The following is an 11,548-nucleotide window of genomic DNA, read 5'->3' as shown; positions in this document are numbered from 1 at the left end:
ATACCCATTCGCTTTTATGGTAAGGTATCTTAAGCCTGTTTAAACAGGCGCTTTCATTAACGAAGAAAAGAGGTTAAACGTAAGATGGCAAAAATCGATTTAAGCAAGTATGGCATTACCGGAACTACAGAAATTGTCTACAACCCTTCTTATGAAGTATTATTTGAAGAAGAAACCAAACCGGAACTGGAAGGCTTTGAAAAAGGTCAGGTCAGCGAACTTGGTGCAGTTAACGTTATGACAGGTATCTACACAGGACGTTCTCCTAAAGATAAATACATCGTTATGGATGAGAACTCCAAAGATACAGTATGGTGGACAACAGACGAATACAAAAACGATAACCATCCTGCAACTCAGGAAGCATGGAATGCAGTAAAAGAAATCGCTAAAAAAGAGCTCTCCAACAAGAGACTTTTCGTAGTAGATGCATTCTGCGGTGCTAACAAAGATACTCGTATGGCTATCCGTTTCATCGTTGAAGTTGCTTGGCAGGCACATTTCGTAACAAATATGTTCATCCAGCCAACAGCTGAAGAACTTGAAAACTTCGAGCCAGATTTCGTTGTATACAACGCTTCCAAAGCTAAAGTTGAAAACTATAAAGAATTAGGCCTTAACTCTGAAACAGCTGTAATGTTCAACATCACAACTAAAGAGCAGGTTATCGTAAACACATGGTACGGCGGAGAAATGAAGAAAGGTATGTTCTCTATGATGAACTACTTCCTTCCACTTAAAGGCATGGCTTCCATGCACTGCTCTGCAAACACAGATATGAACGGCGAAAACACAGCTATCTTCTTCGGTCTTTCCGGAACAGGTAAAACAACTCTTTCCACAGACCCGAAACGTCTCCTGATCGGTGATGACGAGCATGGCTGGGATGACAACGGCGTATTCAACTTTGAAGGTGGATGCTACGCTAAAGTTATCAACCTTGACAAAGAATCTGAGCCGGACATCTACAATGCAATCAAACGTAACGCTCTTCTTGAGAACGTAACACTTGATGCTGAAGGCAAGATTGATTTCGCAGATAAGAGTGTAACAGAGAATACTCGTGTATCTTATCCGATCAACCACATTGAAAACATCGTTCGTCCGATCTCTTCTGCACCGGCAGCTAAGAACGTAATCTTCCTGTCCGCAGACGCTTTCGGAGTACTTCCTCCAGTATCTATCCTGACAGAAGCTCAGACTCAGTACTATTTCCTGTCTGGATTCACAGCTAAACTTGCTGGTACAGAGCGTGGAATCACAGAGCCTACACCTACATTCTCTGCTTGCTTTGGACAGGCATTCCTTGAACTGCATCCGACAAAATACGCAGAAGAACTTGTTAAGAAAATGGAAAAGAGCGGAGCAAAAGCTTACCTGGTTAACACAGGATGGAACGGAACAGGAAAACGTATCTCCATCAAAGATACTCGTGGTATCATCGATGCAATCCTTAACGGAGATATCCTTAACGCTCCTACTAAGAAGATCCCATTCTTCGATTTCGAAGTTCCTACAGAGCTTAACGGCGTAGACACAGGTATCCTTGATCCTCGTGACACATATGCTAACGCTTCTGAATGGGAAGAAAAAGCGAAAGATCTTGCTGGAAGATTCATCAAGAACTTTGCTAAATACGAAGGAAACGCTGCTGGTAAAGCACTTGTTGCAGCTGGTCCTCAGTTATAATTCCAAGAAATTAAATTGTCCAAGTGATATGAAAGGGATGCGAGTAATTCGCATCCCTTTTTTGTACTGTTCCAAATATCAGACAACAAATTCTTTTGCTTTCCCTATATTCATATCTGATTTCAGGTTCCTTATATCATTTTATCTATTTCAATAAATTTGTTTATAATAATATTGATATCCCCTGCATCAAAAACTTATTGTTCTTAAAAGTAATGTTTTCTATTTCTGGTATTAATTTGTACACCATCCCACTTTCTTCTATTATTTTTTTACCAGAGTTCTAAGACTCTCTGCCACTTTCTTATATGCAGGTACCGGAACGTGGTATTCTTCGCCCATTCTTACTACTTCATAGACTAATCCGTCGATTTCGGACTGTTTTCCTGCCATGATATCTCTCTGCATGGATGTGGTTGCTTCCGGTGCTAGGTTGGAGAGAATTTTTAAATTTACATCTACCATGTCTTTCTGGAATGGGACTCCCATGGCTTCTGCGAGTGCGGTGATTTCTCTTATCATGGTTTTGAAGAGTTCTCTGGCTTCGCCTTCTTTCTGAAAGTCTGCGGCTGTGGCGTGGTAGTAGAGCCCTGCTGCACCGATTGGGGAAACGTAGGAGAATTTCTCCAGAGTTTCGCGGCGGATATTCTCGGAGAGGATTCCGTCGATGTGGCTGTCGCAGAAGTCTTTCTGGATTTCTTTCAGTTCTGGTCTGGATTCTGCTTTGTCACGCACACCAAATACGATACGCAGGATCTGGCCGTGTTGGAGTAGTCTGCCTGATTCTTTGATGTTTGCGGAGACGTAGATGCATCCGTCTGTTACAAGGAGCTCAGGAAGCGGTTTCTGCATCTTTCCGCCGGTTCCGTAGATGTTTAAGACCGGAATTACAATGGTTGTTTTCTTTGCGATCTGTTTGATAAATGGAATGGTTTCATCCAGGGAATAGCCTTTTACGCAGGCAAAAATTACGTCTGGATGGTCTGTGTAATGTTCCATGTCTGTAGCCGGGATGGTGATCGTTTCTTCGGTTTTGTCCCACATTTTTTCTAAGGTAAGGCCCTGTTCCTGGATTGTTTTCAGGTGTTCGCCTCGGGCGATCAGAGTTACATCCTTGCCTGCTTTTTTCATATAATATCCGGTAACGCCGCCGGTTCCGCCGGCTCCGATGATTAAGTATTTCATAGTTTTTTCTGCCCCGCTTTCATAGTTTGTTTCTTATATTATCATAGCACAATTGTAATTTTTCTTCAGTATATTTATGCATTACGTCGACATAATTTTGCATTGACAGTTTATTTTTTGACCTGTAATATCAATATATTAATATTTATCCAACTCTGACATCAGTAAAACGGATATAAACAATATGGCAATAATTATCCATACGATTAATTGTGCAAAGGAATCATCAAGATGGAACGATATCTGGAATTTAGAATAGATGAACAAACTGCAGAAATTAAAATTGAAGCATTCCTGAAAAAGAATGCAGGACTTACGAAACGACAGATCAGTCAGGCGAAGTTTCGACTGGATGGGATTACAAAAAACGGGATACGCTGTCGTGTGACTGAGACAGCATATCCCGGTGATGTGATCCGTGTTTGTCTGGAGGAAGCGCAGACTGCTTCTGCACATCTTGAAAATTATAATTTCAAAATCGGTAGTAAAACTCAAGCAGGCCTTCATTGTGATAAAGCTTCAATTCCAGTTTCCGAAGCTTCTCTTTCTCTGGATATTGTATATGAAGATACAGATATTTTGGCAGTTAATAAACCGGCGGGAATGGTTACGCATCCGACAGGAATACATTATGCAGACAGTCTCTCCAATCTTGTTGCCGACTACTTTCGAGAGAAAAATGAGTCTGTCTGCGTCCGTCCAGTAGGACGGCTGGATCAGGAAACTTCCGGGATTGTGATTTTTGCCAAGAATCAGGTGGCTGCTTCGAGACTTCAATCTGTAAAGTCTCCATGCAAGATCCATAAGCAGTATCTTGCTGTTGTATCCGGTGCTTTGCCTGTAGATGCCCCTGATGTCTGGCATACCATAAATCTGCCGCTGATACAGGACCCTGCGAATCATCTGAAAATGAAAACTGCTGCTGATCTTTCCTTACATTCCTCTGTATTATCAGGAAAAATCAAAACAGCAGTTACTCATTATCATACTCTCTTTACCAGTCAGGATTGGTCACTTGTCACACTTAAACTGGACACCGGACGTACCCATCAGATCCGTGTCCATATGTCTTCGACTGGGCATCCACTTCTTGGGGATTCGTTGTATGAAAAAAATATTACTGAAAAACAGTCACCTAATAAGGATGCAGATATAGCTCCAGTATCATGCTTGCGACATCCATTCAAACGTGCGGCACTTCATGCATGGAGAGTTTCTTTTCAGCATCCTTTCAAAGATGAATTTATCTCACTGGAAGCTCCATTGCCTTTCGATTTTCGTGAGCTGGTTTCATTTTTTGGCCCTGGCTCTATTTAAGCCTCAAGTTCTTTTATTAAATTTACCATCTCAATGGCACTGAGTGCACAGTCATAGCCTTTATTTCCTGCTTTTGTACCTGCGCGCTCAATTGCCTGCTCGATATTCTCTGTTGTAAGTACTCCGAACAATACCGGAACTCCTGTTTCCAATGACACTGATGCAATACCTTTGGAAACTTCGTTGCATACATAATCATAATGGCTGGTATTTCCACGGATCACTGCACCAACACAGATCACAGCATCATATTTTCCACTTTTTGCCATTTTGGACGCGATCAGCGGAATTTCAAAAGCTCCCGGTACCCACGCCACCTGAATATCTTCTTCATTTACATTGTGTCGTATCAGTCCATCCATTGCACCGCCTACCAGTTTAGAGGTAATAAACTCATTAAAACGTGCTGCTACAATTCCTACTTTCATTCCTTCTGATACTAATTTTCCTTCTAACGTTTTCATTTTTTTAGTCCTTTCATCTGTAAATTTATATTTTTAACCTGTACAGGTTTTTTCCAAAAATCATCCTCTTCGCTGCGCAGTTCTACACCGAATAACTAGAGCGTGTATCAAAAATAGCCTGCACTCTTATTTAATACTTCAGAATATGTCCCATCCGTAATTGTTTCGTTCTAAGATAGCGCAGATCATATGCTGTGGCATTCATCTGTATCGGAACTCTCTGTTTGATCCTGATGCCAAATTCTTCCAACTGATAAACTTTATCCGGGTTATTTGTCAGCAGCCGCAGCTCTTTTACCCCAAGATTTCTCAGAATCTGCACACCAATGTAGTATTCTCTTTCGTCTCCGGCAAATCCAAGTGCCAGATTTGCTTCCAGTGTATCCATTCCCTGTTCCTGAAGTTCATAGGCACGAAGTTTATTGATCAGTCCGATTCCTCTTCCTTCCTGTCTCATATAAAGGAGTATCCCTCTGCCTTCTTCCTCAATCTGGGCCATCGCCGCTGCAAACTGCTGTCCGCAGTCACAACGCTGTGATCCAAAAACATCTCCTGTCAGGCACTCTGAATGCACACGGCACAGGACGTTTTCTCCATCTCCGATTTCACCTTTTACCAGTGCTACATGATGTTCCCCATTCAGGCGATTTACAAATCCATACGCCATAAACTCTCCGTATCTGGTCGGCATTTTTGTGGTCGTCACGCGATCCACCAGAATATCATGGCATTTACGGTAATTCTGAATATCTTTAATTGTTATGAATTTAAGATTCCACTTTCCGGCAAGTTCCCGTAACTCAGAAGTCCGCATCATAGTGCCGTCTTCTCTCATAATTTCACAGCACAGCCCGCACTGTTTTAACCCTGCAAGTCTGCACAGGTCTACAGTTGCCTCTGTATGTCCGTTTCTTTCCAGAACACCGTTCTTCTTCGCCAGAAGTGGAAACATATGTCCGGGGCGTCTGAAATCTTCGGGTTTTGCATTCTCATCCACACATTTCATGGCAGTAACAGAACGTTCTGCCGCAGAGATTCCTGTAGTGGTGCTGATATGGTCTACGGAAACAGTAAAAGCAGTTTCGTGATTATCTGAATTTTCTGCTACCATCTGCGGGAACTGCAGTTTTCTTACATATTCCTCAGACATTGGCATACAGATAAGTCCTTTTCCGTGAGTTGCCATAAAGTTAATATTTTCTGTTGTGGCAAACTCTGCTGCACAGATAAAATCTCCTTCATTCTCTCTGTCCGGATCATCCGTTACCAGAATAATTTTTCCATTCCGAAGTTCTTCCAGAGCTTCTTCTACTGAATCAAATCCGTTCATTTTTTCTCTCCTTATGCAATGTATTTTTCTGATACAATATATTTTTCTGTTGTTAAGGGGGGCAAAATCATTCGTATTGGCTGCTTATCTGGTTCATGTCAGGCAGATAAAACATCCACTGTACAGTTCTGCATCAATCGAATAACCGCTTTGTGGTTAATTCTGTCAAAAGCCATACTTATTCAGAAAATCCCGTGTAATATTACTTTTTATCGGCTGTTCTTTCACAGGCGTTATTAATTTTTCCACGTATTTTCCAATTATGTCTGTCTCCAGATTAACAATATCTCCTTCTTTGCGTTCTCCGAGGACTGTAATCTTTACTGTATGAGGAATTGCAGAAATGGAAAAGTCTGTTTCTGAGACTTTTGCCACTGTAAGACTGATTCCATCAACTGTTACAGAACCTTTTGTCACAATATATTTCATAATTTGTGGTGAAGCCTGAATGGTGTACCAGACAGCATTATCATCTCTGCGAATTTCCGTGATTTTTCCTGTTCCATCCACATGCCCGGCAACAATGTGTCCTCCAAATCTTCCATTTGCAGGCATTGCCCTTTCCAGATTTACATGCTGTCCCAAAGAAAGCTGAATCAGCGCAGAACGATTCAATGTCTCATGCATCACATCTGCTGTAAAACCATCTTCCAGACATGCAGTTACAGTGAGGCAGATTCCATTTACAGCTACACTGTCCCCTGTTTTCAGATCATCCAGAATTTTCTCTGCCCGTATCGTAAATACTGCTGAATTTGCTCCTTTTTTTATTTTTTTCACAGTTCCCAGTTCTTCAACAATTCCCGTGAACATTACTCTTCACCTCACTCTCTATAAGAAAATCATCTCCTATTCTGATTATTTCGCTGTTTTTTAATAATATTGCGCTGGCAGGATCAGGAAATCCTTTTCCTTCTATCGGTGTCTTTGCACTTTCTCCCCCAAAAAGTTTGGGTGCTATATAGGTCTGGACTTTCTGAACAATACCGCTTTCAAGTGCTGACCAGTTTAAAGTGCCTCCTCCTTCCAGTAAGATACTGTCTATCTTTGCAGCTCCCAGAAGTTCCATTAGTCTGTTTAAATCTATGTGTCCGTTTTTTTCCGGGACATCCAGAACTTTACAACCCATATCTTCATAATTCTTTATCTTCTGCTGGTCTTTACTGCTGGTTGCAAAGATTGTTGGAATTGTTGATGCCGTTTTCACAATTCTGGAATTCAGTGGTGTCCGCAAGTGGGAGTCACAGATAATACGCACAGGATTTCTGCCGTTTTCCAGTCTGCATGTAAGCATCGGATCATCTGCCAGCACAGTTCCCACTCCAGCCATAATCCCTGTATATTTCAATCTCTGTTTCTGCACATGCATTCTGGCAGCTTCGCCTGTCACCCATCTGGATGCGCCTGTATAAGTGGCAATTTTTCCATCCATGGTTATCGCATATTTCATGACTACATATGGTTTTTGATTCTGTATGTAATAGAAAAATGCTTCATTGAGTTTATCGCACTCTTCTTTTAAAACGTTTTCCGTTACTTCGATCCCATGCTCTTTCAGAATCCGGATTCCTTTTCCTGAAACCAGGGGATTAGGGTCCGAGGAACCAATGATCACACGTCTGATCCCCGATTCCAGGATTGCATTGACACACGGAGGCTGTTTCCCGTAATGGCAGCAAGGTTCCAGAGTAACATATATGGAGGCACCTTCTGGCTGTTCTGTACATGATGCCAGAGCTTCCCTTTCTGCATGAAGTTCACCGTATTTTCTGTGATATCCCTGGCCAATGACTTTTCCGCTTTTGACGATCACGGCACCTACCATTGGGTTAGGTGCTGTAAATCCCATTCCTTTTTGTGCCAGTTCTAACGCCATTTTCATATATTGCCTGTCTTTTTCCATATCCATTATATCTTTCAATCCCTCATCTCCTGTTCTTCTGATGGTACTGATGATACCAAAAAAGCCCCAGTGTCTTTCAACATCCAGGGCCTGTAAATTAATATCTGTTTGAATTATCTTCGTGTGAATCTGACTTTTTGCTTCATCATTAAAACTGCTTTGATGATATTAAAAAAGCTCTGGAATAAATTTATTATTCCAGAGCAGTCGCTTTCACAGATCAGTTAATTCTTCTGTATCTCTACTACTATCTTCTTTCATCCAGACTGTACTGTCGGCTTCGGAATTGCACCGAATCATACCTTACGGCTCGTGGGCTTTACCACCGGTAGGGAATTGCACCCTGCCCTGAAGATCTTATTTTATTTTTATCAGCAATTTCTAAATTTTATCCTGCTGATGTCTGAAAGTATACTCTTAACTTTTATTTATGTCAAGATTTTTTCAGACATATAATTTCAGTTTTTCAGGAAAGTAATTCTCTTACCATCTCTGCATTGAATGTCACACCTGTCAGGTGGTCTACTTCAATCTGGTACAGGGCATTGGCTGCAATATGCTCTGCCGCCTGTTCCAGGTCACGGATTCCGCTGGTGTTTTTGTGTTTCTCAACAATAGCCTCCAGACCGTCTTCTGTCACTACGCATTCTTCTGCTTTGAGGCTCATACGTTTCAGAACTTTCGGAAGTACATATTTGGAGAAGATAATCTTCTTCTCTTCTGAGGTGTAATCCGGAATATCGATCACTGCAAAACGGGACATCAGAGGTGCGCTGATCTGGGATTTATCATTTGCTGTAGCGATCGGATAAACGCCCACTGTCGGCACCATACATTCCATGTAGTTATCTGTAAATCCAAGGTTGTCAAGCAGTGTCAGAAGTACATCTGCCGGGTTTCCGTTGCCCTTGCCTGATGCTGCTTTATCAAGCTCGTTGATGATGAATACAAGGTTGGATTCTCCTGCTGCTGAGAAGGCTTCCATGATGATTCCAGGCTTTGCGTTTGCATAGATTCTGGAGCTTCCTGTGAGCTGTTCCGGATCGTTGATGGAACTCATATCCAGAGTTGTCCACGGAAGTTTCAGGATACGGGCAACCGCATAGGCAATCTGAGATTTACCTGTACCTGCCGGGCCTACAAGAAGAAGTCCGTATGCCGGAAGTGTATGGGTACGGTTGATCTGAATGATCGTCTCAATGATACGCTGCTTTACAGATTCCATTCCGTAGAGTTCTTCGTCAAGGATTCTGCGGGCTTCCTGAGGATCAATTGCTTCAAAGTAATTACTCTTCCACTGTACATTCATCATAATGGAAAGAGCTCGCTGAGCATGGCGTCTTTCCTCCGGAGATACTTCGTGGGAACGGGCAACTGCAAGGTTTCTTCTTGCCCAGAGACGGATGTTGTCCGGAAGGGTTCTGCCTGCGCAGGTCATAAAATCAGTGATGCTCTGAATACTTGTCAGCTTCATTTCATCTCCTGTTTCTTCCTCATCTTCGTCTTCTGCGATCTCTGCCGGTGCACTGCTTGCAAGAAGTCTCTCGATCATAAACTGAAGAAATCCGTCCTCTGCGGAGAGCTTTGTGCCGCCGCCGAATGCAGTCTCACGAATCTTATAAACTGCATATCCTTTCTCCTGATTCTGTCCGGAAAGACGTACATTGATGTGATTCTCTCCAAGCCATTTCAGAAGGCTTACGAATCTTGAATCAATGCTGAGAATATCTGCTGCGAAAGTTCCATCGTCCTCTTTAAACTCAAAGGAAGTACGTTTGATCGGGTTTGTAAAAATACCGCAGGAATGATGTTTCCACTGGCGGCTGCTGTTATCAAGAACCATGATCGGTTTCTCAGGGGATGTTTCCTGTTCATTGGACTGGAAAGTCGTGTAGGTACATTCAGACTGTACACCTGGTTTCTTGTCTGAAGCACCGCTGAAATCAAATACTGGCATGGTGTGTTTACTCCTTTTATCTTATCCTTATTCAGTGTAAAATTTTGTATAATTCCTTATTATTTTAGCAGAATCTTTCCTTTTTATCAATTATGGAAATGTATTTCCTGTATAATTATTCACAATTTTATAGCAATTCCAGAAAATAATGCAATCAAGACAGTTCAGCAGAGTGCGAAGGACAAGGAAGGTATCTGCAGGCGTGCTGACGCACGGCAAAGATATCTGACGCAGGACTTCACGCTCTGATGGGCTGGATTGCTTGCATTATTTTCTGGAATTGCTATAGCTGCTTTTTGATTCTGACCACTTTTCTCTTCCAATATATCATAATACCATACAGATATATGGTATTATTTAGCGTACATAAAACCATACTGGTAACATAATACCTATTTATTCTCTCAAAATCATTGACGGTAACATTCGCAGGCTTTATAATAGGGATAACTGAGAATTTCCAGATACTCTCTGGGAAATCGGAATTCACTTTTAGGAGAGCAAAATGAGCAAAATTATTTTAACCGGTGACCGTCCAACCGGCCGCCTTCATGTTGGACATTATGTTGGTTCATTATCCGAGCGTGTTCGTTTACAGAACTCCGGCTTATATGATGAAATTTATATTATGATCGCAGATGCACAGGCATTGACAGATAACGCAGAACATCCTGAGAAAGTTCGTCAGAATATTCTTCAGGTTGCGCTTGACTACCTTGCATGCGGCATTGATCCTGAGAAATCTACCATCTTTATCCAGTCCATGGTTCCGGAGCTTACAGAGCTTACTTTCTATTATATGAACCTTGTTACTGTAGCACGTGTACAGCGTAACCCTACTGTTAAATCCGAGATTCAGATGCGTAATTTCGAAGCAAGTATCCCTGTTGGATTCTTCTGTTATCCGATCAGCCAGGCAGCAGATATCACTGCATTCCATGCAACTACTGTTCCGGTTGGAGAGGATCAGCTCCCGATGCTTGAGCAGTGTAAAGAAATCGTACACAAATTCAATACCGTATACGGCGAAACCCTTACAGAGCCTGAGATCATCCTTCCATCCAATAAGGCATGTCTCCGTCTGCCGGGTATTGATGGAAAGGCAAAAATGAGCAAGTCTCTCGGAAACTGCATCTATCTTGCAGATGAAGAGGCAGATGTTAAGAAGAAAGTTATGTCCATGTTCACAGACCCGAATCATCTTCGTGTGGAAGACCCTGGCCGTGTGGAAGGAAACCCTGTATTTATTTATCTGGATGCTTTCTGCAAGCCGGAATATTTCGCAGAGTTCCTGCCTGAATACCAGAATCTGGACGAGCTGAAAGCACACTATACACGCGGTGGTCTGGGTGATGTTAAGGTTAAGAAGTTCCTGAACAAAGTACTCCAGGCAGAGCTTTCTCCAATCCGTGAGAGACGTAAATACTGGGAACAGCATCTGGATGATGTATATGAAATCCTCAAAGAAGGAAGCAAGGCTGCTGAAGCAAAAGCAGCTCAGACACTTCATGATGTACGTTCTGCTATGCAGATCAACTACTTTGACGATAACAGTCTGATTAAGTAATTTCGTAAGGCAGTACCATCCTGTGAATATTTCAAATTGAAACAGAAACTTCCTTTATCTAATCAAAGTAAATAATTTGACAACAGGTTCAGACAGAGAGTACACAATCTCTCATATCTGAACCTGTTTTTGTTTC

9 protein-coding genes and 1 riboswitch are annotated in these 11,548 nt (G+C 42.0%); of the genes, 3 read left to right on the top strand and 6 right to left on the bottom strand.

Translation table 11 applies throughout. The annotated features are described in order from the left end of the window. Positions 1-84: 84 nt before the first annotated feature. Complete coding sequence (gene pckA, locus G4417_RS06615) at positions 85-1,689, top strand: phosphoenolpyruvate carboxykinase (ATP) (RefSeq protein ID WP_055149436.1); 1,605 nt, start codon at positions 85-87, stop codon at positions 1,687-1,689. A 264-nt stretch (positions 1,690-1,953) separates the two neighbouring features. Here the strand turns inward: pckA and G4417_RS06610 are convergent, their stop codons facing one another. After that, positions 1,954-2,874 carry a ketopantoate reductase family protein gene (locus tag G4417_RS06610; RefSeq protein WP_173683036.1) on the bottom strand — a complete coding sequence of 307 codons (921 nt, stop codon included), beginning with the start codon at positions 2,872-2,874 and terminating at the stop codon, positions 1,954-1,956. A 231-nt stretch (positions 2,875-3,105) separates the two neighbouring features. On the opposite strand from G4417_RS06610, the gene G4417_RS06605 reads away from it, so the two are divergent. Beyond that, positions 3,106-4,191: an RluA family pseudouridine synthase gene (locus G4417_RS06605; RefSeq protein WP_025579516.1), complete on the top strand. Its 1,086-nt coding sequence runs from the start codon at positions 3,106-3,108 to the stop codon at positions 4,189-4,191. Here G4417_RS06605 and ribE (G4417_RS06600) read toward each other — a convergent pair. The 5 genes from ribE (G4417_RS06600) to G4417_RS06580 all read right to left on the bottom strand — a co-directional run bounded on the left by ribE (G4417_RS06600) (position 4,188) and on the right by G4417_RS06580 (position 9,845). Next, positions 4,188-4,655, bottom strand: coding sequence for a 6,7-dimethyl-8-ribityllumazine synthase (gene ribE, locus G4417_RS06600; RefSeq protein WP_173683035.1), 468 nt, complete (start codon positions 4,653-4,655; stop codon positions 4,188-4,190). The two genes, G4417_RS06605 and ribE (G4417_RS06600), sit on opposite strands and share 4 nt — an antisense overlap. Before the next feature lie 130 nt (positions 4,656-4,785). After that, complete coding sequence (locus tag G4417_RS06595; RefSeq protein ID WP_173683034.1) at positions 4,786-5,985, bottom strand: bifunctional 3,4-dihydroxy-2-butanone-4-phosphate synthase/GTP cyclohydrolase II; 1,200 nt, start codon at positions 5,983-5,985, stop codon at positions 4,786-4,788. A 165-nt stretch (positions 5,986-6,150) separates the two neighbouring features. Further along, positions 6,151-6,798 carry a riboflavin synthase gene (ribE, locus tag G4417_RS06590; protein ID WP_008704016.1) on the bottom strand — a complete coding sequence of 216 codons (648 nt, stop codon included), beginning with the start codon at positions 6,796-6,798 and terminating at the stop codon, positions 6,151-6,153. Further along, positions 6,779-7,888, bottom strand: coding sequence for a bifunctional diaminohydroxyphosphoribosylaminopyrimidine deaminase/5-amino-6-(5-phosphoribosylamino)uracil reductase RibD (gene ribD / locus G4417_RS06585; RefSeq protein WP_173683072.1), 1,110 nt, complete (start codon positions 7,886-7,888; stop codon positions 6,779-6,781). The genes ribE (G4417_RS06590) and ribD overlap by 20 nt, the downstream gene beginning before the upstream one ends. Positions 7,889-8,133: 245 nt before the next feature. Next, positions 8,134-8,248, bottom strand: a riboswitch (FMN riboswitch). Between the two features lie 106 nt (positions 8,249-8,354). Continuing rightward, entirely contained in the window at positions 8,355-9,845 is a 1,491-nt protein-coding gene (locus tag G4417_RS06580) for an AAA family ATPase (protein WP_008704018.1), read from the bottom strand. Positions 9,846-10,350: 505 nt separating this feature from the next. Here G4417_RS06580 and trpS point away from each other — a divergent pair. Beyond that, entirely contained in the window at positions 10,351-11,412 is a 1,062-nt protein-coding gene (gene trpS / locus G4417_RS06575; protein WP_118758982.1) for a tryptophan--tRNA ligase, read from the top strand. The last annotated feature ends 136 nt before the right edge of the window (positions 11,413-11,548 follow it).

It is taken from the genome of Blautia wexlerae, assembly GCF_013300825.1.
In the GTDB taxonomy this organism is placed as follows: Bacteria; Bacillota; Clostridia; order Lachnospirales; family Lachnospiraceae; genus Blautia_A; species Blautia_A wexlerae_B.
Note: the sequence above shows the minus strand (reverse complement) of the source record. Positions and strands in the feature narration are given on the sequence as shown.